This is a genomic window from Brevibacillus borstelensis (genome assembly GCF_003710865.1).
GTDB lineage: Bacteria > Bacillota > Bacilli > Brevibacillales > Brevibacillaceae > Brevibacillus > Brevibacillus borstelensis.
The window spans coordinates 149,371-176,364 of sequence record NZ_RHHO01000031.1 but is presented as its reverse complement, the minus strand read 5'-3'; the positions used below and the strand labels follow the sequence as shown (position 1 = coordinate 176,364).

26 protein-coding genes are annotated in these 26,994 nt (G+C 52.3%); 23 read left to right on the top strand and 3 right to left on the bottom strand.

Translation table 11 applies throughout. The features are described 5' to 3' along the window. The first annotated feature begins 83 nt into the window (after positions 1 to 83). The 5 genes from EDM54_RS15310 (at position 84) to spo0A (ending at position 5,747) form a co-directional block, all read left to right on the top strand. Complete coding sequence (locus EDM54_RS15310) at positions 84 to 941, top strand: NAD(+)/NADH kinase (RefSeq protein WP_024984906.1); 858 nt, start codon at positions 84 to 86, stop codon at positions 939 to 941. 4 nt (positions 942 to 945) lie between these two features. Continuing rightward, the gene (gene ahrC / locus EDM54_RS15305) at positions 946 to 1,395 is read left to right on the top strand and encodes a transcriptional regulator AhrC/ArgR (protein ID WP_003387250.1); all 450 of its coding nucleotides are present in this window, start codon (positions 946 to 948) and stop codon (positions 1,393 to 1,395) included. 16 nt (positions 1,396 to 1,411) lie between these two features. Then, positions 1,412 to 3,136 carry a DNA repair protein RecN gene (gene recN / locus EDM54_RS15300; protein ID WP_003387245.1) on the top strand — a complete coding sequence of 575 codons (1,725 nt, stop codon included), beginning with the start codon at positions 1,412 to 1,414 and terminating at the stop codon, positions 3,134 to 3,136. Between the two features lie 244 nt (positions 3,137 to 3,380). Next, on the top strand, positions 3,381 to 4,712 hold the full coding sequence (gene spoIVB / locus EDM54_RS15295; RefSeq protein WP_003387243.1) for a SpoIVB peptidase: 1,332 nt from the start codon (positions 3,381 to 3,383) through the stop codon (positions 4,710 to 4,712). Positions 4,713 to 4,958: 246 nt separating this feature from the next. After that, complete coding sequence (gene spo0A, locus EDM54_RS15290) at positions 4,959 to 5,747, top strand: sporulation transcription factor Spo0A (protein ID WP_024984907.1); 789 nt, start codon at positions 4,959 to 4,961, stop codon at positions 5,745 to 5,747. A 367-nt stretch (positions 5,748 to 6,114) separates the two neighbouring features. Here spo0A and EDM54_RS15285 read toward each other — a convergent pair whose 3' ends face one another. Then, a complete protein-coding gene (locus EDM54_RS15285; protein WP_031931807.1) occupies positions 6,115 to 6,465 on the bottom strand; it encodes a YunG family protein in 351 nt (116 codons plus the stop codon). 148 nt (positions 6,466 to 6,613) lie between these two features. Here EDM54_RS15285 and EDM54_RS15280 point away from each other — a divergent pair, with 148 nt between their 5' ends. The 3 genes from EDM54_RS15280 to EDM54_RS15270 all read left to right on the top strand — a co-directional run bounded on the left by EDM54_RS15280 (position 6,614) and on the right by EDM54_RS15270 (position 8,987). After that, on the top strand, positions 6,614 to 7,378 hold the full coding sequence (locus EDM54_RS15280; RefSeq protein WP_122958420.1) for a metallophosphoesterase family protein: 765 nt from the start codon (positions 6,614 to 6,616) through the stop codon (positions 7,376 to 7,378). 174 nt (positions 7,379 to 7,552) lie between these two features. Continuing rightward, positions 7,553 to 8,131 (top strand): beta-class carbonic anhydrase, encoded by a 579-nt coding sequence (locus EDM54_RS15275; protein WP_003387239.1) that lies wholly within the window; start codon positions 7,553 to 7,555, stop codon positions 8,129 to 8,131. Then, positions 8,106 to 8,987 (top strand): metallophosphoesterase, encoded by an 882-nt coding sequence (locus tag EDM54_RS15270; RefSeq protein ID WP_031931809.1) that lies wholly within the window; start codon positions 8,106 to 8,108, stop codon positions 8,985 to 8,987. Before EDM54_RS15275 ends, EDM54_RS15270 begins: the two co-directional genes overlap by 26 nt. Here EDM54_RS15270 and EDM54_RS15265 read toward each other — a convergent pair. Next, positions 8,984 to 9,850 (bottom strand): LysR family transcriptional regulator, encoded by an 867-nt coding sequence (locus EDM54_RS15265; RefSeq protein ID WP_031931810.1) that lies wholly within the window; start codon positions 9,848 to 9,850, stop codon positions 8,984 to 8,986. The two genes, EDM54_RS15270 and EDM54_RS15265, sit on opposite strands and share 4 nt — an antisense overlap. A 113-nt stretch (positions 9,851 to 9,963) precedes the next feature. Here EDM54_RS15265 and EDM54_RS15260 point away from each other — a divergent pair, with 113 nt between their 5' ends. From EDM54_RS15260 to EDM54_RS15225, 8 genes are all read left to right on the top strand, one after another. Continuing rightward, positions 9,964 to 10,749: a class I SAM-dependent methyltransferase gene (locus tag EDM54_RS15260; protein ID WP_024984910.1), complete on the top strand. Its 786-nt coding sequence runs from the start codon at positions 9,964 to 9,966 to the stop codon at positions 10,747 to 10,749. A 23-nt stretch (positions 10,750 to 10,772) separates the two neighbouring features. Beyond that, entirely contained in the window at positions 10,773 to 11,144 is a 372-nt protein-coding gene (locus EDM54_RS15255; protein ID WP_003387234.1) for a VOC family protein, read from the top strand. Continuing rightward, positions 11,141 to 11,917 carry a class I SAM-dependent methyltransferase gene (locus EDM54_RS15250; protein ID WP_003387233.1) on the top strand — a complete coding sequence of 259 codons (777 nt, stop codon included), beginning with the start codon at positions 11,141 to 11,143 and terminating at the stop codon, positions 11,915 to 11,917. The genes EDM54_RS15255 and EDM54_RS15250 overlap by 4 nt, the downstream gene beginning before the upstream one ends. 129 nt (positions 11,918 to 12,046) lie before the next feature. Next, positions 12,047 to 12,223 carry a DUF2759 family protein gene (locus EDM54_RS15245; RefSeq protein WP_081607723.1) on the top strand — a complete coding sequence of 59 codons (177 nt, stop codon included), beginning with the start codon at positions 12,047 to 12,049 and terminating at the stop codon, positions 12,221 to 12,223. Positions 12,224 to 12,345: 122 nt separating this feature from the next. Beyond that, entirely contained in the window at positions 12,346 to 13,515 is a 1,170-nt protein-coding gene (gene steA, locus EDM54_RS15240; protein ID WP_031931811.1) for a putative cytokinetic ring protein SteA, read from the top strand. 2 nt (positions 13,516 to 13,517) lie between these two features. Continuing rightward, positions 13,518 to 14,075: a copper transporter gene (locus EDM54_RS15235; protein WP_003387229.1), complete on the top strand. Its 558-nt coding sequence runs from the start codon at positions 13,518 to 13,520 to the stop codon at positions 14,073 to 14,075. Further along, positions 14,062 to 14,751: a glycosyltransferase family 2 protein gene (locus tag EDM54_RS15230; protein ID WP_031931812.1), complete on the top strand. Its 690-nt coding sequence runs from the start codon at positions 14,062 to 14,064 to the stop codon at positions 14,749 to 14,751. The genes EDM54_RS15235 and EDM54_RS15230 overlap by 14 nt, the downstream gene beginning before the upstream one ends. Then, positions 14,736 to 15,611, top strand: coding sequence for a hypothetical protein (locus EDM54_RS15225; protein WP_003387227.1), 876 nt, complete (start codon positions 14,736 to 14,738; stop codon positions 15,609 to 15,611). The genes EDM54_RS15230 and EDM54_RS15225 overlap by 16 nt, the downstream gene beginning before the upstream one ends. 55 nt (positions 15,612 to 15,666) lie before the next feature. On the opposite strand, the gene EDM54_RS15220 is transcribed toward EDM54_RS15225, so the two are convergent. Next, a complete protein-coding gene (locus EDM54_RS15220) occupies positions 15,667 to 15,945 on the bottom strand; it encodes a DUF2627 domain-containing protein (protein WP_003387226.1) in 279 nt (92 codons plus the stop codon). A 118-nt stretch (positions 15,946 to 16,063) separates the two neighbouring features. Here EDM54_RS15220 and EDM54_RS15215 point away from each other — a divergent pair, with 118 nt between their 5' ends. The 7 genes from EDM54_RS15215 (at position 16,064) to EDM54_RS15185 (ending at position 26,981) form a co-directional block, all read left to right on the top strand. Then, the gene (locus tag EDM54_RS15215) at positions 16,064 to 18,136 is read left to right on the top strand and encodes a sigma-54 interaction domain-containing protein (RefSeq protein ID WP_003387225.1); all 2,073 of its coding nucleotides are present in this window, start codon (positions 16,064 to 16,066) and stop codon (positions 18,134 to 18,136) included. A 284-nt stretch (positions 18,137 to 18,420) separates the two neighbouring features. Next, entirely contained in the window at positions 18,421 to 19,512 is a 1,092-nt protein-coding gene (locus tag EDM54_RS15210; RefSeq protein ID WP_003387224.1) for a Glu/Leu/Phe/Val dehydrogenase dimerization domain-containing protein, read from the top strand. Positions 19,513 to 19,709: 197 nt separating this feature from the next. Beyond that, positions 19,710 to 21,131, top strand: a complete 1,422-nt coding sequence (lpdA, locus tag EDM54_RS15205; protein WP_122958419.1) for a dihydrolipoyl dehydrogenase — start codon at positions 19,710 to 19,712, stop codon at positions 21,129 to 21,131. A gap of 27 nt (positions 21,132 to 21,158) precedes the next feature. After that, the gene (locus EDM54_RS15200) at positions 21,159 to 22,151 is read left to right on the top strand and encodes a thiamine pyrophosphate-dependent dehydrogenase E1 component subunit alpha (protein ID WP_003387221.1); all 993 of its coding nucleotides are present in this window, start codon (positions 21,159 to 21,161) and stop codon (positions 22,149 to 22,151) included. A 12-nt stretch (positions 22,152 to 22,163) separates the two neighbouring features. Further along, a complete protein-coding gene (locus EDM54_RS15195) occupies positions 22,164 to 23,147 on the top strand; it encodes an alpha-ketoacid dehydrogenase subunit beta (RefSeq protein ID WP_003387220.1) in 984 nt (327 codons plus the stop codon). A 21-nt stretch (positions 23,148 to 23,168) separates the two neighbouring features. After that, positions 23,169 to 24,566, top strand: coding sequence for a dihydrolipoamide acetyltransferase family protein (locus EDM54_RS15190; RefSeq protein ID WP_122958418.1), 1,398 nt, complete (start codon positions 23,169 to 23,171; stop codon positions 24,564 to 24,566). A 243-nt stretch (positions 24,567 to 24,809) separates the two neighbouring features. Further along, on the top strand, positions 24,810 to 26,981 hold the full coding sequence (locus EDM54_RS15185; protein WP_122958417.1) for a copper amine oxidase N-terminal domain-containing protein: 2,172 nt from the start codon (positions 24,810 to 24,812) through the stop codon (positions 26,979 to 26,981). Positions 26,982 to 26,994: the final 13 nt, after the last annotated feature.

The window sequence follows — 26,994 nt, the reverse complement described above, 5'->3', positions numbered from 1 at the left end:
AAGTCGAGGCTTTTTTTGTATGCATGAAAAGTTGTATACTTGTATAAGGATTTCCAACCGACGAAGTTTTGGGGTGGGCCATGTTGAAGACGTTTGGTATCGTAGCGAATAAAGGAAAACCTGAGGCCCGCATTGTGGCCAGAGAATTGGTATATTTGCTGGAGGAAAAAGGAGCCAGAGTCCTTCTGGATGAACAGATGGCTTCTTACGTAGGCAGAGGGGATATCGGGACAAGCCTGGAAGCGATCGGCTCTGAAGCTCAGCTTTTGTGTGTCCTGGGCGGAGACGGCACCTTGCTTGGCATCGCGCGCCGCTTGGCAGGACGCTCCTTGCCGATTTTGGGCATCAATCTGGGAACGCTCGGGTTTCTCTCGGAAGCCGACCCGGAGCATTTGCCCCACGCCGTCGACAATCTGCTTTCTGGACAATACTACATTGAAGAACGCTCCATGCTGGAGGCAGAGCTGGTCCGAAACAAATCCACGCTTGCCCGCTATACGGCGATGAATGACATCGGGATTGCCAAAGGGTCGTTCTGCCGCATTATTCAATGTGCGGTTTATTTGGACGATGTGTATGTGGCAACCTTCAGCGGCGATGGGGTGATCGTATCGAGTCCGACAGGCTCTACAGCGTATTCTCTATCTGCCGGCGGTCCGATTGTGGCGCCGAATGTCGATATGCTGCTGCTGACGCCTGTAGCGCCGCATTCTTTGACTGCCCGCCCGATGGTGCTATCGCCCAATCAGGTTATTCGGATTGAGGTGGATGCCATTCATCACGAAATGGGCTTGTCTATAGATGGGCAATTCGGATACAAGCTGGAGGGTGGCGATCAGATTTTCATCCGCAAGTCGCCATATGTGACCCCATTGGTCAAATGGAAAAAAGGCGGCTTTTTTGAAACAATTCGCACCAAATTACAAGGGGAATGGGAGTAATCGCATGAATAAAGGACAAAGGCATATTCGCATTCGTGAAATTATCGGAAATAACGAGGTGGAGACGCAGGATGAGTTGGTAGACCGTTTGCGCGAAGCGGGTTTTAACGTGACCCAGGCGACAGTCTCCCGAGACATCAAGGAGCTTCATCTGGTGAAGGTTCCGTTGCCGGATGGCCGCTACAAATACTCGCTCCCTGTCGAGCAGAAGTTCAATCCGATCCAGAAGCTGCGCCGCATGCTGGTTGATTCGTTTGTCAGCATGGATCACGCCGATCACTTTATCCTGCTGAAGACGCTGTCCGGGCATGCCAATGCAGTAGCGGAGCTGATCGACAATTTGCCTTGGGAAGAAATCATGGGCACCATCAGCGGCGACAATACCATTTTGATTATTTGCCGCTCCAAGGAAAACTCTGAAGAAGTGACCAAGCGGCTCATGGAAATGCTGTAAGGAGTGGGGAAACAGTATGCTGCTGGAGCTTTCCATACGCAATTTTGCGATCATCAAATCCGTAACCATTTCTTTTCAAAAAGGCTTAAACATTTTGACCGGGGAGACCGGTGCGGGAAAATCGATTATTATTGATGCGCTCGGCCTGCTGCTGGGAGGCCGGGCCTCGACTGATTTTGTCCGGTACGGGGAAACGCGGGCAGAAGTCGAGGGTCTGTTTGAGCTGCCCAGCGGCCATCCGGCCTTTTCGGTTTGCGAGAGCTTCGGTGTTCAGGTAGAGCAGGACAACACGCTTGTCGTCAGGCGCGATATTTCCAGTCAGGGAAAAAGCATCATCCGCATCAACGGACAGCTTGTCACCCTTGCCATGCTCAGGGAGCTGGGCCCCTGGCTGGTGACCGTCCACGGACAGCATGACACTCATATGCTGATGCAGGCGGACAAGCACATACACTGGCTCGATTCCTACGGCGAAAAAGAAATGGGATCGGCCAAACAGGAGTATGCACAGTTGTTTGGCCTCTATTCAAAGACGAGACAGGATCTGGAACGGATGTCCAAAAACGAACGGGAGCTCGTTCAGCGGATCGATCTGCTGCAATACCAGTTAAACGAAATCGAGGCAGCATCCCTGGCGCCCGGAGAGGACGAAAAGCTGCTTCAGCAGAGAAAGAAATGGATGAACATTGAGAAGGTATTTGCAGGCATCCAGGACGCCTACCGGGCCCTGCACGGCGACCAGCGCGGAAGCGAGTGGCTTGGACATGCCATGAGCGAGCTGGAACGAATTGTCTCCTATGATGATCAGTTGGGACCGATACTCGAGACGGTCCAAAGCGCATACTATCAGGTAGAAGATGCAGTGCACCAGCTCAGACAGCTCTCCGACCGGCTCGATTTTGAACCGGAGCAGCTTCAGGAAGTAGAGAGAAGGCTGGATTTGATCCAGACGCTGAAGAGAAAATACGGGAAAAATGTAGACGATATTCTGGAATATGCGGCAACGATTCAGGATGAATTGGACGAAATGCATCATTACGATGACCGTCTGCAGCAACTGGAAAAACGGCTGGTTGAGCTGGCTGCCGATCTCGCCGTCGAGGCACTGGAGCTGTCCATGATCCGCCGCAGCTGTGCAGACCGGCTTGCCAAGGAAATTGAGCAGCAGCTTCGCGAATTACATATGGAGCGCGCCCGCTTCGCCATCGATGTCCGGCAAATTCCCGATGAAAACGGGGTGGAAATCGAGGGAGCCAAATGGCGCGTCGATGCCAACGGAATCGATACCGTCGAGTTTTTAATTTCGCCCAATCCCGGAGAGCCGCTGCGCCCTTTGGCCAAAATCGCTTCCGGCGGTGAGCTGTCGCGGGTCATGCTGGCGATCAAGACGATTTTGGCCGGTACCGACCAGGTGCAGACCTTGATTTTCGACGAGGTCGATACAGGGGTAAGCGGAAGGGCTGCCCAAGCCATTGCTGAAAAGCTTGCACGTGTCGCGCTCCAGCGTCAGGTGTTGTGCATTACACACCTTCCGCAGGTAGCTTCTCTCGCGGATGCCCATTTCCTGATTCAAAAGGAGATGAGCGAGAACGAAACGATGACGCTCGTTCACAGCTTACGCGAGGAGGAGCGGGTCACCGAGCTGGCCCGCATGCTGAGCGGAGCCGAGGTTACAGCAAAAACAGAAGAGCACGCGCGCGAGATGATCACGCTCGGGCGACAACGAAAAGCTGCCAAGTAACCGGGCAGCTTTTTTGTTTGCTGTTGTACCGAATGCGGAGCGTTTCAGGTAAGGTTTACGCAGCAAATAGCAATTGATACACCCATTGACAGCTCCCTGTCCACCGAGGTTTTCAGTGCTGTATTCTTGCGACTGGTGTTAGATTTTCCTGACATAATCCATTGCCGCGCAGGCAATAGTATAACTACACAAGGTGGAGGTGTTATCTGTAGGTGTAGGTAGGGAACGGTAGGAGTGATTGCTGGTGATCCGTCACAACAGAAGAAAATGGATGGGAAGTCTCCTTCTCCTTATCACGGCGCTTGTCGTGAGTTCCACCCCGTTCCACGACCTGTCTTCTTTTCCCCATGAATTACGCCTGATGGAAGGCTCCTTGAAGCAACTGCGCGTCTCTATGCCCGTCATGGGTACGTTGGTCAACAGCAACCCGGAAATTCTGCATGTCAATGGAACGGAAGCCCGGGAAGTTTCTGTGGATCTGAGTCAGCCAGTTTCGGTAGAACCGAAGAGGGCGGGAGAAGCCAATTTGCAGGTAAAGTGGCGCAACATCCCGCTGAAAGCGGTCAAGGTAAATGTGCTGCCTGATTTGCGGGTGATTCCGGGCGGTCAGTCTATCGGCGTCAAATTGCAGACTGCTGGCGTTCTTGTCGTTGGTCATCATCTGGTTGACACAGGAAAAGAAAAAGTCTCACCAGGGGAACAAGCGGGTGTACATGTCGGGGACAGTATCATTAAAATGAATGACTTGTACATCAATGACATGAACGATGTCAAAAAGCTGGTAAGTGAAGCCGGCGAAAAGCAGACACCTTTGCAGCTCCTCATCGTCCGGGGCAAAGAGAAAGTAAATGTGACGCTGAGGCCTGCTAAAGACAAGAAGGATGAGGAGTACCGGATGGGTTTATACATTCGTGATTCGGCTGCAGGTGTCGGTACGCTTACTTTTTACGAGCCGAATTCGAAAGCTTACGGAGCATTGGGCCATGTCATCTCCGACGTGGACACTGGACAGGCCATCGTTGTCGGCGACGGTCAAATCGTACGGGCGAGTGTGACCTCGATTGAAAAAGGGCAGAGCGGGAATCCGGGAGAAAAGTTTGCCCGTTTTTACAATGAAAGCGAAGTGTTGGGCAACATTACGAAAAATTCGCCGTTTGGCATATTCGGGAAAATGAACGAGGAGCCAAAAAGAAGCTTTTATCCCGAGCCCATTCCCATCGCTCTGGCCGAACAGGTAAAAGAGGGACCAGCCAAAATCCTTACCGTGGTAGAAGGTCAAAAGGTAGAAGAGTACTCCATTGAGATCGTGAATGTCGTGAAGCAGCATTTCCCTGCCACGAAAGGCATGATCATCAAGGTGACAGATAAGCGATTGCTCGAAAAAACCGGTGGGATCGTGCAGGGAATGAGCGGAAGCCCGATTATCCAGGATGGAAAGATGGTCGGTGCGGTTACCCATGTATTTGTGAATGACCCGACCTCCGGCTATGGTTGCTATATCGAATGGATGCTGCAGGATGCAGGATTGCAGGTTCGTCCGGGACAGCAATCCAAACCGTCCGGAAGTGCAGCGTAAGCAAAGACGAGGTCGTCTCGCCAAAAGGTGAGCCGACCTTTCACTTTTTGAGCAAAACGTGGAAATCATTGTCGAAATATCGGAAAAATCATTCAATCTTTCGTCATTGGCAGGAATGCCACTGGCATTGTCGAATTATTTTTGGAGTGAAAAGATGGTATGGGCATATGTTGAGGGATTCATTACTTCTGAGAATACTTCCACCTTTTTTCCCAAACAGACCGTTGATTGTAAGGAGGAACGACCTTGAGCAAGATTGAAGTGTTGTTGGCGGATGACAATCGGGAATTTGTGAACCTGCTGGAAGAGTACATAAGCAGCCAGCATGATATGAACGTGATCGGTGTGGCGTATAACGGAAATGATGTCATTCGCCTGCTCCAAGAACGCATTCCGGATGTCCTTATTTTGGATATTATCATGCCTCATCTGGATGGATTGGCCGTATTGGAACAAATCCAAGCCATGAGACTCACTCCTCAACCAAAAATTATTATGCTGACGGCATTCGGGCAAGAGGAAATCACCAAAAAGGCAGTCGAATTGGGGGCCGCCTATTACATCCTGAAGCCTTTTGACATGGAGGTCTTGGCACAGCGAATCCGTCAGATGACGAATAGCAAGCCTTCAAGCTCTTTTGTGACCGCTGTCAAGTCGCAAAACCCATTGCAGATCAGAGGGCGCAATCTTGACGCCAGCATCACCAGCATTATCCACGAGATCGGGGTTCCAGCGCATATTAAAGGATATCTGTATCTGCGGGAAGCGATCACGATGGTGTACAACGACGTGGAATTGCTGGGGTCCATTACGAAAGTGCTGTACCCTGATATCGCCAAGAAGTTTAATACGACTGCAAGCCGTGTAGAGCGTGCCATCCGTCACGCGATCGAGGTGGCCTGGTCCCGCGGAAATCTGGACTCCATCTCCAGCCTGTTCGGCTACACGATTTCCAACACCAAGGCGAAGCCGACGAATAGTGAATTTATCGCCATGGTGGCGGACAAGCTGCGGATTGAGGCGAAGATCTCATAATTGCGATATTACAAAAGGTAATGACCGCAAGCCTTCCGCTGTTTGGCGCAACTTTTATGTTGAGCATTGCGAGGATTCCGCTAAACCGTTACCGGGAAATGTATGGTATTTGATGGCGTGCCGACCGGAAGGCTTTGCGCGATTGAAGACCCCGTATGGGTGTCCGTAACGTACGAAGGCATATCTGTGGCCTTGCAGTACAAACGGACCTGATACGGGGCTTTTTATCGAAGTTGGGGCGATTGCATGCTATTTCGTCTTTCTTAAAGAAAAGGCGAGGAAGATGACATCCAATGAAAGACAGAACCAAGAAAAAACAAGTAGAAAAGTTTGTATTTACCAACTGCTTACTATGATAAACCAGTTTTCAGCGATTAAGTTTTTCAAGTACCTGTGTTTTTAAATAGCTGTACTGTTTATCATTGGTATCACTGAAAGCTTCCTCTCGATTGGAAGGAATGTCTTGGTGGTGAGGTATTTCAGAAAGTTGAGATTCTGTAAAATCACAACGTATTCCGTCAATTTTGTTGTAATAATGCCATCCTTCAGGGGTTTTCGTTTTCAAGATTTCTCCACCAAAAAGATCGTTTACAACCAGTGCAGTTACTCCACATTGTCCATTGGCAGGGTTTTGGGAGGACCATTTTGAACTAGATTCAATCGACCAAACCTTTAGCAATATTTTTGATAAATCGCTAAAACGTTCTTCAATAAGCACAGTAGATTCTCCTTCACAGTGTAAATGGTCCGCGCAATCCCAATATAACACATTGTGTATCGTGTCGATCCAAATCTTAAGATTTACTGTTCTGGAGGATGAGAGTAAAGGCGTAAGCCAAGACTATCCCACTTTCTGGAGGTTCCACATGAGACTGGCTGTCCTGTCAGATACACATGGAAATGCAATTGCTTTTGAAGCCGTTATCCAAGACTTAAACAGTCAAAGCCCCGATGCCATCGTATTTCTCGGAGATATCGTCATGCGGGGACCTCAGCCAAGCGAATGTATACACATGGTAAGGTCATTGGAGCCTCTAGCCGTTATTCGCGGAAATTACGACGATATGTTTACCCGATTCCCAGCACCTGGGTGGGTCCCAAGCAACGACAAGGAAGAGCTGGTCTTGCGGGCCTACGAGTACGACTGTAAACGGATTGCGCACGATGATCAGGAATGGTTGGCAAACCTTCCTGTGGAGCGAGCCTGGACATTTGAAGACGTCCCTACGGAGATGTATCATGCTGGACCCGATTCGCTGGTCAATGTCGTCTATCCGTGGGCAAGCCTGGATGAAATGGACATATTAAACCGGAGTGAGCATACCAGGCTTGTCCTGTTTGGACATGTACACCATGCGTATGCGCGTCAGGGAAAGGGAAGATTGATCGTCAATTGCGGGAGTGTCGGCCTGCCGTTTGATGGCGATAATCGAGCAAGCTACGCCATTGTGGACTTTAACAAAAGGGACATTGCCGTTCAACTCAGAAGAGTTGCCTACGACATCGAAAAAGCGCTTGCCACCGCAAAAGCATTGAAAATGCCGGACGTGGAAGCGTATGAATACGCTCTCAGATTGGCTCGTTATCCGTACAACGATTATAAGAAATTGATACAAACGACTTCATCATGAATGAAAGTGATTTTCTTACAGCAGATGGCGATCGTGCAAAAAAACGGCTGAACGAATGAAGAATGAAAAGGGAATATCCTTCGAGCAATCGGGATGAATATGCAATACGGTTGCACACCGGGAAGAACCATGTAAAATAAAAATGAGAAAAACGGGAAAGGCAGGTGCCGACCAGTGAACATCATTGACGAAATTCTGGCGCATAACCGGGCATTTATCGAGAACAAGGAATACGAGAAATATCAGACAACGAAATTCCCTGACAAGCGATTAGTCGTGCTGTCCTGCATGGATACCCGGCTGGAAGAATTGCTTCCAAAGGCAATGAATTTGCGAAACGGCGATTTCAAGCACGTAAAAAGTGCGGGAGCTGTCGTTTCTCATCCGTTCGGCAGTATCATGCGGAGTATTTTGGTTGCGATCTACGAGCTGAACGCTGAAGAAGTGGTCGTGGTAGGTCACTACGATTGCGGGATGAGCGTGATCAATGCCGACAATATGATGGCGAAAATGAAAGCAAGAGGGATCACAGAGGAAACCTTCAATATCATCAAACATTCTGGCTTCCGCCTGCACTCCTGGCTGCGCGGCTTTGACCACGTGGAGGATAGTGTGAAACAAAGTGTGGAAGTGATTAAAAACCATCCGCTGCTGCCAAAAGAGGTTCCGGTTCACGGCCTCTTGATCGATCCGGTTACAGGCAGACTGGATCGGGTAGTAGATGGATATGAACTGGCAACCCCGGTTAAGTAATTCCAACGCTTCGCATGTTACGCGCAGAACCTTTATGCAAAAAGCGGCACGCTGGTTTTTTGGGGCAATTGGGCTGGGAATAGCGACGACAGGTTACGCCTATGGTGTAGAGAGACACAGGCTCGAGGTAGTCAGTCAACCGGTTGCCATTCCGGATCTTCCGGAGCAATGGAAGGGCGTGCGTATCGTTCATTTCAGCGATTTGCATTTGGGACACTACCTGGGCGTTGAAGAACTTGAAAAGGTTGTTGACCGGATTAATGAACAACAGCCGGATCTGATCTGTTTTACCGGAGATTTGGTAGACAAAAGCACTAGATTGCTGTCTTCCGCGATCCCGATCCTGGCTCGGCTGCACGCGCCTCTCGGCAAATTTGCTGTTCTCGGAAATCACGATTGGCGATACGGAGAACAGGGAATCGTCCGTCAAGCTCTTCTGGATTCAGGATTTTCGGTTCTGATCAATGAGCACATCAAGCTACAAAAAGAAGGCGACGCACTTTTTGTAGCGGGGATGGACAACGTGCTGCACGGCGTTCCCGATCCGCGGAAGGCTCTGGACGGAATAGCTGAGGGAGATACGGTGATTTTGCTCGTCCACGAGCCTGATTTCGCGGAAGAAGCAGCCAAGCACCCTTTTGCCCTGCAGCTTTCCGGCCACAGCCATGGCGGGCAGGTGAGGCTGCCGCTCCTGGGACATGTCATTACGCCCCCCATGGGACAAAAATTTGTGCAGGGACTGCAACACGCGGGAGATGGCAAGCTGCCGGTGTATATCAATCGGGGAATCGGTACGACGATATTGCCGGTAAGACTTTTCTGCCGGCCGGAAATTACTGTACTCACTCTTGTTTAATAGACTTGCTTGATCCATTGGACGAATGGCATGAATGCCTCGTCCTCTTTTTTTGCATGCAGATAAGCAATTAGCGTGGGGCGGGTAAATTCGCCGTGAGAGATATCGAGTGCAGCAAGTCTGCCTGCACGCACCTCATCCTGAACCGTCCGCTCGGGAAGCATCGTCACGCCCAACTGCTGCTGCACCATTTTGATGACGGCGCTAAAGCTGTCCAGCTCCATAATCACATTGGGAAAGACGCCATGCTGAGCGAGGAACCGATCGACGCGCTGGCGAAAAGGAGCGCTTTGACTGCCAAATGCGATGACGGGCTCCGAACCCCAGCGCCCAAATCCGGGAAATGTGTCCGCCCATGGATGTTCGGGTGAGGTGACCAGCATGACGCGATCGCTCGGCAAAAATTCCTGGTGTATGTGGGGATGGTAGACTTCGTGGCCGAGGAAGGCGATGTCTGCCGTACCAGTCAACAGGGAAGAGATGGATTCCTCGTAGAGGGTAGAGCGGACGTAGCAGGTAAAATGCGGATGCTCCTTGCGATACTGCCCGAGCAGGCGGGGCAGTTCGTAGGAGGCAAACGCTTTTCCGGCAACTACGGTGAGGGACTGACGTTCTTCGCGATGAGTCGAAAAGGCGCGAAGCTGTTCCACTACGGTCGCGGCAACAGGCAACAGGCGTCGTCCTTCAGCTGTCAGGCTTACCCCGGTGCTTGTACGGGTGAACAAGGGAGTTCCTACCTGTCTCTCCAATTGCTTCAGCCTGTGCGTTACCGTAGACTGCGCCAAAAAGAGTGCGTGGGCTGCTCGATTCAGCGAGCCGTGCCGGGCAATTGCCAAAAAAATCTCCAGACTGTCCAGATCCATACGGCTTCCTCCCGCAGAATGATTGGTTATCTGATTTCTCGATAACCTGCTATCGATATTCTATAACAAATGGCTGAAAAAAGGGAATATTATGGATGCAGGAGGTGGTCTTCGTGGAGAAAGAAGCGAAAATCAAGCGACAAGTCCAAGAGCAGTTCGGCAAAAACGCCAATGCCTATGTGACGAGCGAGACGCACGCAAAAGGGGAGGATCTTCCGCTCATCATCGAATGGACGCAGCCTCAACCGGAATGGGTGGTGCTGGATGTCGCGACTGGGGGAGGACATGTAGCCAAGACATTGGCTCCTCACTGCAAATGGGTAGTTGCTACCGATCTGACTGGACCGATGCTGGAAGCAGCGAGGGCGGCTCATCAAGCAGCGGGGTTGAGAAACATCGGCTATACGGTGGCTGACGCCGAACGCCTGCCTTTTCTCGCGGACTCCTTTGACGCTGTCTTGTGCCGAATTGCCGCCCATCACTTTCCCAACCCGGGAGCTTTTGTCCAGGAGGCAGCACGTGTACTTCGACCCGGCGGCGTGTTTGTCTTCATAGATAATATCGTTCCCGATTCAGAGGAAATAAGCAGCTTCATCAACCGTTTTGAGGCGATGCGAGACCCGAGTCACGTCCGCTGTCTCTCCCGCACGGAATGGATCAGCCTGGTGGAACAAGCAGGTCTGTCGGTCCAAAGGGAGCGGCAGCGAAAAAAACGGTTTTCCTTCCCCGAGTGGGTAGCACGGACGTCTGAATCGCGGGAGCAGGAAAAAGCCGTTGAACAGTTGCTCATACATGCTTCCAAGGACATTCACGACTATATGGGTGTGACGTTAATCGATGGGCGCGTAGCCGGGCATGAGATCGATGAATGGATGGCAGTCTGCAAAAAGGAAGTCTAAGGAAAAACGAGGAGAGATGCGAGATGCACACATGGTTGGGATTGGATCATGTACAATTGGCAGCGCCGGTCGGATGTGAGGAAGAGGCGCGAAGCTTTTTCAGCGGGATATTGGGAATGAAAGAGGTGCCCAAGCCGGAAGCACTGCGCAAACGGGGAGGGGTCTGGTTTCAATGCGGGCCGCAGACCATTCACATCGGGGTAGAGGAGGGGTTCACCCCAGCGAAAAAAGCGCATCCGGCCTTCCTTGTAAAAAATATCGAGGGATTGCGCCATCGTTTGCTCGAGGCGGGGGTGACGATAAAGCAGGGAGAAGAAATTCCGGGTGTCATTCGCTTTTTTGCAGATGATCCCTTCGGCAACAGGCTGGAGTTTATGGAGGTGACGACAGAATGAGCATTGATTTCCATGCATCCGAAAATCGAAGCTCGTATATCGGCCGTTCAGCCGACAAAGGCTGGCTGAAAGCGATGGCGGAAATCGTCAACCCTGTCGGCAAGAACGTGATCGATATCGGTTGTGGCGGCGGCATTTATACGGCAGGCTGGGCTGAGCTGGGAGCAGAGCGCGTCATGGGAGTCGACTTTTCTCAAGTCATGCTGGAAACCGCACGGGAGAACACCGCTTATTTGCCTCAAGTCTCCTTTCATTGGGGGGATGCTTGTCAGACTGGTCTTGCCGCCGGCTGTGCAGATATTGTCTTCGCCCGTGCCTTGATCCACCACCTGGACAGTGTAGACAGCTTTGTGGCGGAGGTGAACCGGATTTTGGCGCCGGGGGGGATGTGCATCATTCAGGATCGGACGATGGATGATGTATCCGTCCCCGGGTCGACAGAGCATTTGCGAGGGTATTTCTTTGAAGCGTTTCCCCGTCTGCTGCAGAAGGAGGAAAAGCGCCGCCCGTCTTTGACCGAGGTGCAAGCAGCTTTGAAAAATGCGGGCTTCTTCTCTGTACATACAAGCCAGATGTGGGAGATTCGGAAGAGATACAGCACTTGGACGGAGCTGGAAAGCGATCTTCGAAAAAGGACTGGACGCTCGATCCTCCACGAGCTGAATGATGACGAACTGGAAAAGCTCATCTCCTTCGTCAAAGAGAAGCTGGGCGGTCTGCTGCCGATCGTCGAACAGGATCGCTGGACCATTTGGAGGGGAGTAAAGGGATAAATGGCATAATTGTGAAATCGTCTGTCACAATTCCTGATTCGACTTGTATACGTCTGGGGTATTCTATATAATGAAGGTGCTATTCTCTTCCCGTACGTTTTACTTTTTGCCAAAGGAGTTGTGTAGTTCATGAAAGTAACTCTGTTTGATTTTCTCATGTTCGTGTTCACGTTCTTCATCGCGATGGGTGTTTTCCGTTCGATCCGGGCGAAAAATAAATTCGCGGTTGGCTTTGGAATCATTGCCCTCGCCGTATTCCTCTTTGCAGATGGCTTGATCATTTACTTTGCAACGAAAGGCGCGTAAAGCCGGAGGATACATATGTTCAAGAGACTGTGCGCATGCTCGCACAGTCTCTTTTTCATTTTCTGGAAAAACCTGCATGGCCATCCTCCATTTTTCGCATAATAAGGATGGAGGTGGGACAGGTGGGCAAGCAGCGATGGCCTCACAGGTTTTCATACGTCGGGAAGATTGCGGCAGACCGGAAAACGAAGAACCTTTGCAACCGGATCAATCCTTCAGACATTGCTGTCGTCGATCACCCGGATATGGATGAGATTGCCGCTCTGGCACTTGTGAGAGCGAATGTGCGAGCCGTCATAAACCTCTCACCGTTTTTGACAGGGACATACCCGGCTGAAGGCGCCAGACGCCTGTTGGAGGCTGGCATCCCTCTCTATGAAACAGCCAGCGCAGACAAAAGCATATTGGATCAAGCAGATGGCAGACCCGGGGCTGTATGGAAAGAACAACTGTGGGTTTGCTCTGACAAGGGCTGGTTTCGTCAAGCTGAGCTGAGACGGCTGACCACAAAGGAGATCGGCCAGCGATGGCAAGAAGCAAATGAGCGATTGAATGACGTCCTGTCCGCTTTTATCGACAATACGTTGAGATACGCGAGTGCAGAAAAAGAGTGGTTTTTGCGCCCGCTGAAAAAACTCCCGCTGCGTACGAGGCTTTCTGACCGCCATGTCGTCGTGGTCGTCAGAGGCCGGCATTATCGGGAAGATTTGCGGATGCTTTCCTCTTACATTCGCGATTACAATCCTGTTTTGATTGCGGTGGACGGGGGAGCGGATGCTTTGCTGGAAAACGGCTACATCCCCGATATGATCGTAGGGGATATGGATAGTGTCACAGATCAAGCATTGCTGTCAGGTGCAGAGATAGTCGTGCACGCTTTTCAAGACGGGCAGGCTCCCGGGAAGGCAAGAGTGGAGAGGCTGGGGATCAGCTGCCATTTGCTGCCCGCGCCGGGGACGAGCGAAGACATTGCCATGCTGCTCGCCTTTGAGGAAAAAGCCAAATTGATTGTTACGATCGGTACACATTCCACGATGATCGATTTTCTCGAAAAAGGGAGAAAGGGCATGGCGAGCACGCTGCTGGTAAGGACCAAAATCGGTTCCAGGCTGATCGATGCCAAAGGCGTCAGCCAATTGTATCAGCCGCGCTGGTCATGGAATTGGACCGGGTGGCTGGTAGCGGCCACACTCGTGCCGGTCATGGCGGTTCTCTCGCTTCATCCCATCACCCGGCATGTCATGCAGTTGTGGTGGATGCAGTGGAGGAGCTGGGCATTTTTAGGAGGGTAGGCATGATTCCTTTTCGTCATCACCTGATTTCGCTTGTGGCCGTATTCTTTAGTCTCGGGATTGGCATTTTGCTCGGAGGAATGACAGGCCACTCGTGGTTTTCCGTCGAGGAGCAGGCTGTGCTCAGCAAAATGGAGACGAGGTATAGCCAGGCTCTCAAAAGCAACAATGAACTGAAGCAGCAGTTAAATCGGCTTTTGATCGAGATGGAGCGAAACAATGAAGAGGCTGCCCATCTGATGGCAGTCCGTTACGCTGACGCCATGCAGGGCAACAAGGTGTATGTCTGGCAGTCCCCGGAGCTCCAAATCGGGAGACTACTGCGGTTGTTTGAGCAGGTCGGCGTTGAGATCGTTCCGTACGGTCAAGGCAGTGTTCCGTTGGATGGACCGATTCTCGCGCTGGGGAAAACGAAGCCAGACTGGTTGGAACAGCTTCCGGGCGAATGCCGCTGGTTATTTGTGGACAAGGTGCCAGAGACCTTCTCCCAGCAATGGGGGCTGTTGGATCGGGTGCAAAAACTGATGGCGGAGATGAGAGTGGAACGTGAAAAGAGTTAGTGTCATCGTCCCGGCTTACAATGAGGCAGAGTGGATTGTCCCGACTCTGGCGGCGATACGGCAGCGCCTTGTTTGCGACGAGGTGATCGTTGTCGATGACGGGAGCGCGGATCAGACTGCGTTACTGGCCGAGGAGTGGGCAGACCGCGTCATCCGGCATCCGGTCAATCTGGGAAAAGGGGCGGCTCTGCAAACCGGCTGGAGACAGTCCAGCGGCGAGGTGCTTTTGTTTTTGGACGGAGATTTGAAAGAGAGCGCGGGGGAAGCCAACCTGCTGCTTGCCCCGGTCATAAACGATGAATGCGACATGGCTATCGCCGTGCTGCCGGCGCTGCGGCGGAAGGTCGGCTTGGGCCTGGCAAAGGGATTGGCCCGAGGGGGGATACGGGCACTCACCGGATTTTCTTCGGAGGCGCCGCTATCCGGTCAACGGGCAGTGAAACGACAGGTGCTGGAACGCATTGGTCAATTGGAAGGAGGCTTTGGAATCGAAGTGGGACTGACCATCGAAGCGCTCCGCCGCGGGTACCGCTTGACCGAAGTTCCTGTACCTTTTACGCACCGGCAGACGGAAAATGATTGGACAGGCTATCGGCATCGGGGAAAGGAATTCGTTGAAATCGGGAAGGCATTGGGGAGAAAATGGTGGGAGGGAGTGCGTTGGACGCGAACCTGACGAGCGCCTGGGTCCTGGGAGTGGCAGGGCCTTTTTTGTTGCACCGGTTCTATTTTCGCGCCGCATGGGAAAAGCTGCATAATGCCGCTATCACCAGAACCAACTACAGAGGCGAACAAGTGGTTACGGCTGGAGGAGTGATACTGGCTGGGTACGCGGGATTGATCCAATTTGCCCTGTTGGCCTGGGGAGCGGCTTCGGGCTGGAGCTACCAAATGCTTGAATCCGGGCTGCTGCTTTTCTTCGGATCTCTCGCCGTGGCATTATGCGGCTGGCTTGACGACCGTTCGGCAGATAAAGCGCCGAAAGGCTTTCGCGGGCATCTGGGGGTTCTCTGGCGGGAACGGCGAATGACGAGCGGCATGTGGAAGGCATTCGGGGGAGGCGGGACCGCTTTGGCCGTCAGCCTGTTCCTTTTTACCGGCATACCGGGGATTATCGTCGGAACCGGTCTTTTGGCGCTTTCCCCCAACCTGTTAAACCTGTTTGACGTCAGGCCAGCCCGGGCGATTAAGGTGTTTTGGCTTTTGATCGCCGCAGCTGCCTTGTGCATGCCGATGTCCGCGGCTGCTGCAGCTTGCTGGATTTGGATATTGCCGGTCTTGACCGCAAGTGTCCTCTTGTTTCCGTACGATGCACAGGCTTGCTTGATGCAAGGGGACACGGGAGCCAATTATCTCGGGTTTGTTGCGGGCTTTGCGCTCGTGACAAGCGTTCCGTTCGGTGGACAGCTGGCGCTTTTGCTATTTTTCGCAGGGCTGCACCTTTTGGCCGAGTTCGTTTCGTTTTCCCGGGTGATCGAAAACACGCGCTGGCTCAATCGATTGGATGAGTGGGGAAGATCTGCGGAGACAAAATAAAAAAACCGGGAAGCATACCCGGTTTCTGACGTTTGGTCTGTTGCTCGATCATATCCTAATCTTCTTCCGGCTCGCGCTTCATAAACCGGGGTTGGACGCGGTTGCGCTTGCGGTCGTGATGCAGGACAAAGCCGGCGATGAAAAGGACCGGAACGACAAACAACAACACGCCCAAGACGAACTGTCCCCAGAGAAATCCGGTCTCCGATGATACCGAGTAGAAAAATGCATCGCGGATGAGCTTTATCCCAAACATGGCGATCAGTGCCGGGACGACCATGATCAACAGAGCTACCAGTTTCTGACCGATCAAGGGTGTTTCTCCCCTTTCCATCATGCTACCTTCCCATCATATCGGATGGGTAGCTCCTTGTCCAACATCTCCTGTGCATTCCAGCCGGGTTGAGTTACAATGGAAACAGTTTGATTCACTGGAAAGAGGGATTGTTTGCATGCACAAGCTGCTCATCGTTGGAGCCGGCCAGGGAGGAACAGCGCTCTTGAAAATGCTTAGCAATATGGAGCGGATGAAAATCGTGGCCGTCGTGGATGAGCGGGCGGATGCGCCAGGACTTGTCCTCGCCCGCTCTTTGGGAATTGAAGTGGGAACTGACTTTCGTCCGTATTTGTCGAGCGACATCGACGTGATACTGGAGGCGACCGGAGACTCTGCGGCATTCGAAGAAATTTTGCGTCTCAAACAGGAAAAAACGGTGTTAATCCCCGGAACATTTACAGCAATCATCATGAAATTGATAAGTGAACGGGACGAATTGATTGCAGCCTTGACGCAAAACCAGCGCGAGCGGGAAATCATGCTGAACTCTACCCATGACGCGATCATCGCGGTCAACAGGGAAGGGATCGTCACTCTTTTCAACAGAGCGGCAGAACGCCTGATGGGCATTGAAGCCCACGCTGTATTGGGAACGGCAGTTTCCGAGCGCATACCCAATACCCGATTACATATTGTATTAGAGACGGGACAGCCAGAGTTGAACCAGGAGCAGATCCTGCCGAATCAGACGCGGATCATTACCAACCGGGTACCTGTTCGAAACGAACGGGGCGAGGTGGCGGGAGCAGTCGCGATCTTCCGGGATATTACCGATATCATGGCGCTGGCCGAGGAAGTAACCGATCTGAAGGAATTGAAAAGCATGCTTCAGGCGATCATCAATTCTTCGGATGAGGCCATTTCCGTTGTGGATGCAAAAGGAAACGGCCTTTTGATCAACCCGGCGTACACGCGGATTACCGGTTTGACTCATCAGGACGTGATCGGCAAGCCAGCCACTGTCGACATTTCCGAAGGCGACAGCATGCACATGCAGGTGCTGAAAACAAAGAAGCCTGTGCGCGGCGTACATATGAAGCTGGGACCGAAGAGCAGAGACGTGGTGGTAAACGTCGCTCCAGTCATGGTAGACGGAGAATTAAAGGGAAGCGTCGGGGTCATCCATGACGTCTCGGAGATTAAGCGTTTGACCGAAGAACTGGAGACGGCCCACCGGATCATCAGGACGCTGGAAGCGAAGTACAGCTTTGAAGACATCATCGGGTACAGCGAGCCGATGCAGGCGGCGCTCGAGCAAGCGCAAAAAGCGGCATTGACACCTGCCACAGTGCTGCTGCGCGGCGAATCCGGCACGGGAAAGGAGCTGTTTGCCCACGCCATCCACAATGCGAGCAGCCGCAAGTATAAACAGTTTATTCGCGTCAACTGCGCAGCCATTTCCGAGAATCTTTTGGAAAGCGAGCTGTTCGGATACGAAGAGGGCGCATTTACCGGAGCCAAACGAGGCGGCAAGCGCGGATTGTTCGAGGAGGCCAGCGGCGGGACCATTTTCCTTGATGAGATCGGCGAGCTGTCGATGAGCATGCAGGTAAAGCTGTTGCGCGTTCTCCAGGAGCGGGAAGTAGTCAGGGTTGGTGGTACGAAGGCGGTTGAAATCGATGTGAGGGTCATCGCGGCTACACATGTCAATTTGGAATCTGCGATTTCGTCCGGCCGTTTTCGCGAGGATTTGTACTACCGGCTTCATGTCGTCCCCATTTACATACCGCCGCTCCGTCAGCGATTGGAGGACATCCAGCCGCTGGCCAAGCATCTGGTGCGAAAATACAACCAGGAATACGGAAGAAATGTGGAGGACATCGCGGCAGGCACTTTGCAAATGCTGCTTGCCTACCAGTGGCCGGGCAACGTCAGGGAGCTGGAAAATGTGCTGGGGCGGGCCATGATCCACATGAAGTTCGGCGAGCGAGTCATTCTGCCAGAGCACTTGCCCCCCTTGGAGAGAAGGAGCGTACAGTCCGCCGCTTTGACACCGCATTTGCAGATGGAACAGGCTTCCGGCAAGACATTGAAGGAAGCGATGGATGAAGCGGAGCGGGCACATATTTTGCGAGAGCTTGCCGCAGCAAAGGGAAACCGGACGCTGGCGGCGAAGAGGCTCGGGATTTCGATCCGCAGTCTTTACTACAAGCTGGACAAGTGCGGCATATCTGATGAACAGCCGTAATGAACAATAAGTGCAGGCGAATATCCGTGATCAAATTGTGAGCAATCGGGCTGAACAGAGACATAACTGCAATTTTTTGCATGCAAAACATTGCTTGATCCTGCAAAAATGTGCAGAATAGAGGGCAGGCCCAAAAAACAACTGTAGAAAAATGAAGCGCTTTCAAACTGGGGATTTTTTGGCACGATAATTGCAACGTGGTACATTGCTGGGAAATTCTCCAATAGGAGACCTCAGACAAGCAGCACGATCGACGCAAATGAACAAACTAGGGAGGTTTCTTCATGAACATCTTTGACTACATGCAAAAGTACGACTACGAACAGCTTGTTTTTTGCCAGGATGAGAATTCCGGACTGAAAGCAATCATCTGCATTCACGATACAACATTGGGGCCTGCATTGGGCGGCACCCGCATGTGGCCGTACAAAACGGAAGAGGAAGCGATTATCGACGTGCTCCGCTTGGCTCGCGGCATGACCTATAAAAATGCCGGAGCCGGCCTGAACATCGGCGGCGGAAAAGCGGTCATCATCGGCGATCCGCGCAAAGACAAGAGCGAAGAGCTGTTCCGTGCCTTTGGCCGTTACATTCAAGGCTTGAATGGCCGCTACATTACAGCCGAAGACGTAGGTACGACTGTTGCCGATATGGATATGATCCACCTTGAGACTGATTATGTAACAGGCGTATCTCCAGCCTTTGGCTCCAGCGGCAACCCTTCTCCTGTGACTGCCTACGGCGTGTACCGCGGGATGAAAGCCGCTGCCAAGCTCGCGTATGGCAGCGACGACCTGTCTGGCCGCGTAGTAGCGGTTCAGGGCGTGGGGAACGTAGCCTACAACCTCTGCCGCCATCTGCACGAAGAAGGCGCACACCTGATTGTTACCGACATCAATGAAGAAAACGTAAACCGCGCTGTCAACGATTTTGGCGCCAAAGCAGTAGGCGTGGACGAAATTTTCGGCGTGGACTGCGATATTTTCTCTCCATGCGCCCTGGGAGCCATCGTCAACGACGACACGATCCCGCTTTTGAAGGCGAAAGTAATTGCAGGAGCGGCCAACAATCAGTTGAAAGAAGAAAGACATGGCGATATGATTCATGAGATGGGCATCATCTACGCACCCGATTACATCATCAATGCCGGCGGCGTGATCAATGTAGCCGACGAGCTGCAAGGCTACAATCGCGAGCGCGCACTGAAAAAGGTAGAGACGATTTACGACAACATCCTGAAAGTATTTGAAATCGCTGAACGCGACGGGGTGCCTTCCTACAAAGCGGCAGACCGCATGGCCGAAGAACGCATCGCCAGCCTGGCCAAATCGCGCAGCACCTTTTTGCAAAATGGAAAATCGGTTTACCACCGGTAAGCTGATCGTATAAAAAGTACTTATTTCCGGGGCCGCACCTGCTCGCAAAGCAGGCGGTTCCGGTATACATAACCTACTTGTACCTGTTATTATGATCTAGTCATATGAGCAGCCATTTACTGATCGTCCAGCAAGCCACTGACGGTCATGGCGCGTTCACAAGCAATGCAGTTTGCCATCAGAGGGGGAAGAAAAACATGTCGCAGGAATATGATCTCGTCGTGTTGGGAGGAGGAACGGGGGGCTACGTAGCAGCAATCCGTGCCTCACAGCTGGGAATGAAGGTAGCTGTCGTGGAAAAGGGCAAAATGGGTGGCACCTGCCTTCATCGCGGCTGCATTCCCTCCAAGGCGCTGCTTAGAAGTGCGGAAGTATTTGCTACGCTGAAAGAGGGAGACAAATACGGAGTCACGGCTGAAAAGATCGGCCTTGATTTTGCGCGCGTTCAAGCTCGCAAAGAGGGAATCGTCGAGCAATTGCACAAAGGCATCCAGTATTTGATGAAAAAAGGCAACATTACGGTAATCGAAGGATTTGGCCGCGTCATGGGTCCCTCTATCTTTTCGCCGCAGGCAGGCGCAGTCCGGATCGAAACGCCGTCTGGCGAACAGGAAATGCTGGTGCCGCGCTTTTTGCTTCTCGCTACCGGTTCGAGACCCCGTACGCTTCCAGGACTGACGATCGACGGAAAGCAAGTTGTGACCAGCGACGAAGCGCTGCAATGGGAGCAGCTGCCCTCTTCGGTGGTCATTGTCGGCGGTGGTGTCATCGGGATCGAATGGGCCTCGATGCTGAATGATTTCGGCGTTGAGGTCACAGTCGTCGAGTACGCAGACAGGATTTTGCCGACCGAAGATGAGGAAATCAGCAAGGAAATGGCACGTCTGCTGAAGAAACGGAAAATAAACATCGTGACAGGAGCCAGGGTGCTGCCGGAATCACTGGAAACATCAGAGGGAAAGGTAGCCATTCAAGCTGAAACCGCAGGCGGCGTGCAGAGCTTTTCTGCCGAAAAACTGCTCGTGTCCGTTGGCAGACAGGCCAACGTGGAAAATATCGGCCTGGAAGCGACAGAAATCAAGGTGGAAAACGGCTTTATCAGCGTGAACGAATACTTCCAGACCGCCGAGTCCCATATTTACGCGATCGGCGATGTGATCGGCGGTCTGCAGCTCGCTCATGTGGCATCGCACGAAGGGATTCTCGCCGTCGAGCACATGGCAGGTCTAGCTGTCGAGCCGCTTGATTACACCAAGGTGCCGAAATGCACGTACGGCAGGCCCGAAGTTGCGAATGTCGGCTTGACCGAGGCGGAGGCCCGCAGTCAGGGCTTTGACGTAAAAGTGGGCAAATTCAGTTTCAAGCCGCTCGGAAAAGCGCTGGTGCACGGTGAAAACGACGGCTTTGTCAAAATCATAGCCGATGCGAAGACAAACGATTTGCTCGGCGTGCACATGATCGGTCCGCATGTCACCGACATGATTTCCGAGGCCGGGCTGGCACGCGTGCTGGACGCGACGCCATGGGAAATCGGACATACCATACATCCCCATCCGACTTTGTCGGAAGCCATCATGGAGGCTGCTTTGACAGTAGACGGAAAGGCAATTCACAGCTAGCGAAAATGATAAGGAGGGTATCCGAACATGACAAGCAAACGGCATGAAGAAGTAGGCTTGACTGACGCGCAAGTGCTGGAAATGTATTATTACATGCTGCTGGCTCGCAAAATCGATGAGCGTCAGTGGCTGTTGAACCGGGCGGGAAAAGTGCCATTCGTCATTTCCTGCCAGGGGCAGGAGGCTGCACAGGTTGGCGCTGCGTTTGCGCTGGAAAAAGGGAAGGACTACCTGTGTCCTTACTACCGTGATCTCGGATTAGTCCTGGTATTTGGTCAATCAGCAAGAGATTGCATGCTTTCCGCATTTGCCAAAGCCGAGGACCCGAACAGCGGCGGCCGGCAGATGCCAGGTCACTTCGGTGGCAAAAAATGGAATATCCTGACAGGCTCGAGCCCTGTGACCACGCAGGTACCTCATGCAGTCGGAATCGCACTGGCCGGCAAAATGCAAAAGAAAGACCACGTTGTCTACACCTCGTTCGGAGAAGGCTCCAGCAACCAGGGGGATTTTCACGAAGGAGCAAACTTTGCGGGTGTGCACAAGCTTCCCGTCATCTTTTTCTGTGAGAATAACAAATACGCCATTTCCGTTCCGCTGAAAAAGCAGTTGGGCTGCGAAAGTGTGGCTGACCGTGCGATCGGCTACGGCTTCCCTGGTGTCAGCGTCGACGGCAATGATCCGATCGAGGTCTACCGCGTCACGAAGGAAGCGGTGGAGCGAGCTCGTTCCGGCCAGGGCCCGACTCTGATCGAAGCAGTCATGTACCGTCTGGTCCCTCATTCCAGCGATGACGATGATCGCACCTATCGCACGCGGGAAGAAGTGGAAGAAGCGAAGAAAAAGGACCCGATCCTCGTATTTGGCAACTATCTGAAAGAGGTAGGACTTCTCGATGATGCCAAGGAACAGGAGCTGCTGTCCCGTGTTCAGAAGGAAGTCGACGAGGCTACAGATTATGCCGAACAGGCGCCTTATCCGACACCTGAATCTACGCTTACCCACGTATACGGGGAATAAGGGGGAATCCAAATGGCAGTCATCTCATTTATTGATGCGATCACTATGGCGATGCGTGAGGAAATGCGCCGCGATCCGGGTGTGTTTGTCCTGGGGGAAGACGTCGGCGTTCGGGGTGGCGTCTTTCGGGCCACAGTGGGACTGATCGAGGAATTCGGCGAAGAACGCGTGATTGACACGCCGCTCGCCGAGTCGGCAATTGTCGGTGTTGGAATTGGCGCTGCCGCATACGGGATGCGTCCGATCGCCGAAATTCAGTTTGCTGATTTTATCATGCCTGCTGTCAACCAGATCGTCAGCGAAGCGGCGAAAATGCGCTACCGCTCCAATGGCGACTGGACCTGCCCGATTACCATCCGCGCTCCATTTGGAGGCGGGGTGCACGGTGCACTGTACCATTCCCAATCGGTGGAAGCGATGTTTACGAATGTACCCGGGCTAAAGGTAGTGGCGCCTTCTACGCCGTACGATGCAAAAGGCCTGCTGAAGGCGGCCATCCGCGATAACGATCCCGTCCTCTTTTTCGAGCACAAGCGCTGCTATCGCTTGATAAAAGGAGAAGTGCCGGAAGAAGATTACGTGCTGCCGATCGGCAAGGCGGATGTCAAACGGGAAGGAACGGACATTACAGTCATCTCCTACGGCCTGACGCTGCATTTTTGCTTGCAGGCCGCTGAAAAGCTGGCTCAGGAAGGCATCAGCGCGCATGTACTCGACTTGCGGACACTGTACCCGCTCGACAAGGAAGCTATCGTCGAAGCCGCTTCCAAGACCGGAAAAGTATTGATTGTTCACGAGGACAACAAAGAGGGCGGCGTAGGCGGTGAAGTGGCTGCGATCATTGCGGAGCATTGCCTGTTTGACCTCGATGCTCCGATCAAACGTCTGTGCGGTCCTGATGTGCCGGCCATGCCATACAGTCCGCCAATGGAAAAATACTTTATGTTGAATCCGGACAAAGTGCTGGAAGCAATGCGGGACCTGGCCCACTTTTAAAACCAAGGAGGACCATCGAACATGGCGACAAAAGTGCTAATGCCCCAACTGGGAGAAAGTGTGACAGAGGGCACCATTACCAAGTGGCTGGTGAAAGTGGGAGATCAGGTCAAAAAATACGATCCGCTTGCTGAAGTCTCCACGGACAAGGTAAATGCGGAAGTGCCTTCCACGGTTGCCGGCCGCGTGACGGAGATCGTTGTGCCCGAAGGTGACACGGTTGCGATCGGTACCTTGATCTTGTACATCGAAGAAGAGGGGGGAGGGGCCGATCAGCCGGAAAATACCCCCGCTGTCAACAGTGCTGACACCAGCCAGCAGGCAAAAACGGTTCCTGCTCAAGCGGCAGAAGGCAGGGCGGCTGTTTCGGCCAATCTGGCGGCCAATGCTGCTCCAGCTGCAGCAGGGCAGGCTGTTTCCGGAGTAGGTCCGGACACGAACGGTCAACAGGCCCAGCGCGGAAAACAACGCTTTTCCCCAGCCGTGATGAGGCTTGCCCAGGAGCATGGAATTGATCTGTCCCGCGTGCAGGGAACGGGGATGGAAGGGCGCGTGACGCGCAAGGATATTCAAGCGATCATTGACAACGGCGGACAGCCGGCTGCGGCAGCCCCAGAGGCAGCGCCGGTTGTGAATACGCCAGTAGGGGTGCCGGCTTCCGCGGCAGTGGGGCAAAGCCCGCAGCCCGTCCAGGCAGCAGCAAGGGAAGTTCCCGCAGCCGCAGGCGATCAGATCATCCCGGTCACGCCCATTCGCAAGACGATCGCAAACCGCATGGTGCAGAGCAAACACGAGGCACCCCATGCGTGGACGATGGTAGAAGTAGACGTGACCAAGCTCGTCGCTTTCCGCAATCAGGTAAAAGACGAATTTAAACGCAAAGAAGGAGTAAACCTCACCTTCCTGCCGTTCTTTATCAAGGCGGTAGTCGAAGCGCTGAAGGAGTACCCGATGATCAATTCCACCTGGGCTGGGGATAAAATCATCGTCAAGAAAAACATCAACATCTCGATCGCCGTGGCGACAGAGGATGCTCTGTTCGTTCCGGTCATCAAGGACGCGGATCAGAAGTCGATTCTCGGCATCGCCAAGTCGATCGAAGATTTGGCGGCGAAGACGAGGGCAGGCAAATTGTCCGTAGATGACATGTCCGGAGGGACGTTTACGGTAAACAATACGGGCTCGTTTGGCTCGGTCCTGTCGATGCCGATCATCAATTCGCCGCAGGCGGCGATCCTCAGCGTCGAGTCGATCGTGAAGCGGCCTGTCGTGATCGATGACATGATTGCCGTCCGCTCGATGGTGAACCTGTGCCTCTCGCTGGATCACCGGGTTCTCGACGGACTGGTGTGCGGCCGTTTCCTGCAAAGCGTCAAGCAAAAGCTGGAGGCGATCGGGCCGGATACAAAGCTGTACTGATCGACAAAAACAACGCTGTGCCAGCAGCAGGAGGGATGGACTTCTCTCTTGCTGCTGGCTTTTTATTTTTTCGTGTAACTGCTTTGTAACCTTTTGCCATGTTGCTTCGTCATACCATATGAATGCTGTCATGCCTATCATTTTTATGCGAATAGATTCCCTCTATTTCGTAAATATGGTAAACTGATAGCGTTTCGACAAGAAAAGTTTGATCGATTTCAAGAGAAGTATGGGAGGAAGAACATGGAGAAGAGCAAAAAAGCACTTCCAATTATGCTGGCTACAGCCTTGGCAACGACGCCGTTTGTCATCGCTCCGCAGTCCGCTAGTGCAATCACCGATATCTCGATTGATCCAGACGATGACGAGGAAGGTGCGGACAGCAAATATACGATTGACTTTACGATTGAAAAAGCTTTGGATTCCGGAGACAAAATTTATATCACGTTCCCAAAAGGCTTTGATGTCGACAGCAGCATGGACGAAGACGATATCGATGCTGATTTTGAAGTGAAAAGCGTTAGTGTCAGCGGGAGAGAAATTACAATCAAGGTCGACGAAGAACTTAGTAAAGGCTCGGACCTAAGGATAAAAATCACGGACGGAATTACGAACCCCGATAAAAAGGGTACATACTCTATCGACATCAGCACTTCGGCTGAGAGCGAAGAGTCTGAGGATGTGAAAATTACAAGTGGAAGCAGCAGTAGCAAAGGAAGCTCCGATGACTACTCTGTCGATATCGACGACAAAACCGAAAAGAAAGAAACCGAGTATGAAATCGGTCCAATCAAGCTGAAAGACAAATTGACCAAAGGCGACTATATCACTGTTACGTTCCCAAGCTCGGATATGCTGCCAAGCAAGATTTCCAAGGATGACATCGATATTAATGAATACACACCTGATTCTGTAAGCGTCTCCGGCAAAAAAGTAGAGATCAAGGTTCCGTCTAAAGCAGACGGAAAAAAAGAACTGACGCTTAAGTTTTACAAAAGCGCACGAATCACTAACCCATCTGCTGGCGATAAATATACCATTGATGTGAAATGGGATGGAACAACCTATACATCTAAGAAGTTTGACATTAAAAAATCTGGTTCTTCTTCCAGCTCTTCCACTGCGAGTGATTTTACTGTATCCCTTTCTGACAGTTCAGCAGGTGCTCGCACCAGCTTCAGCTTCGAAGCTGACTTCGGAAAGACAGAATTGAAGGCGGACAGTGATGTCATTATCGAGTTCCCATCGTCTGGTATGATTCCAGGGTATTTGAATCCAGATGATTTCAAAATCAACGGAAAGACGCCTAAAAGAGTCGGTTTTGCCGGAAACAGTATTGCATTGACTGCGCCGTCCAACTTTTCTTCCAGCAAAAATGTAAAAGTAGATATCGACTACAACGCTTGGATTACCAACCCGAAAGCTGCGGGCGATTATACGCTCAAGATGACGGTTGACGGCAAAACGGCAACGTCCAAAACGTTCCGGATCAATGGTGCAGGGGCGGTAACGCCGACACCAACGCCAACTCCAACGCCAACGACACCTGGCACTACTGCACCGGCAAACAACAGCACGGCAACAATCACCTTGACCAACACAGCGGTAGGGAAGCAAACTGGCGTCAACATCGCCGTGAAAGCATTTGGCGCTCCGCTGGTGAAACAGCGCGATTTCATTGAAGTCGTATTCCCGGTTGGGTACAAGGTGCCAGCATACATCGCACCGGCAAGCGTTTCTGTAAACGGCGTTGCCGCCAGCTTTGTTGCCGTTCGCGGACAAAACGTGCTGGTTTACCCGGCTCAAGACATCGCTGCAGGAACTGGAGCCAACATCGTGATCGGGGCAGCAGCCAACATCGTGAACCCTGCGGCGAAAAACACGTACACGATCAATGTCTTCAGCTCTGAGGAAAAAGGATTGCTGTTTGGACGTGCAGTTGGAGTGGGCGTGCCTCAACCGGCGCAGCCAGCTCAACCGGCTCCGCAGCAGCCGCAACAGCCACAGCAGCCACAGCAGCCACAGCAGCCGCAGACAGCAGTCCCGGCGAACGCTGCACTGTTTAAAGTAAACAACAAATCGTTTACGTTGCATGGAAAAGTATATCCGTTGCAGGAAGCTCCTTATCTGGCGAACGGAAATACAACAATGGTGCCAGCTCAGTTCTTCAAGGAAGCCATGGCGTTGACTACCCAATGGAACAACCAGACGGTAGCGATCATTAAAGGCAGAACAGTGGTCCGTTTTACAGTTGACTCCAACAAGGCATACGTAGGAAGTCAGGAATTTACCCTGCCAGCGCCAGTTGCGTTGAAAAACGGAATGCCGATGGTTCCGATCCGCTTTGTAACCGACAATCTGGGCTACAAAGTAGGCTGGGATGCCAAAACATCCAGCGTATTCGTCTATCAATAAACAGCAAAAAACC